This is a genomic window from Companilactobacillus sp. FL22-1 (assembly GCF_043951805.1).
Classification (GTDB): Bacteria; Bacillota; Bacilli; order Lactobacillales; family Lactobacillaceae; genus Companilactobacillus.
Map to the genome: position 1 here is coordinate 1 of NZ_JBINJY010000041.1, position 388 is coordinate 388.

1 pseudogene is annotated in these 388 nt (G+C 41.2%); it reads left to right on the forward strand.

Annotated elements, in window-relative coordinates:
- Positions 1-374 (forward strand): annotated as a pseudogene (locus ACG72T_RS12570) (IS30-like element ISLsa1 family transposase); the annotation flags it as partial.
- Positions 375-388 lie beyond the last annotated feature (14 nt).

The following is a 388-nucleotide window of genomic DNA, read 5'->3' on the forward strand; positions in this document are numbered from 1 at the left end:
GACTTCTATGGGCCATCAAAGCCCCTAATAGAACGGCTAAGGCTCTAAACACCGCCTTTGGCAAGTTTATGGGGGCCTTCGGTCCCCAAGTAAAATCCATTACTGTTGATCATGGTAAAGAGTTTGCCAATTATCAGGCCTTAGAACAGGATTATCAGATCAAAGTTTATTTTTGCCATCCATATTCACCATGGGAGCGAGGTTCCAATGAATATTTTAATAGACGGTTACGCTGGTTCTTCCCGAAAAAGACCAATTTTAGCCAAGTAACGACTGATGAGATCCTAGCAGCACTTGAACTAATTAATCAACGACCATTAAAAATACATCATCAACAGACTGCCATTGAAAGATTCCGGGCTTGTTCGGATTAAACTTGTAATTTGCC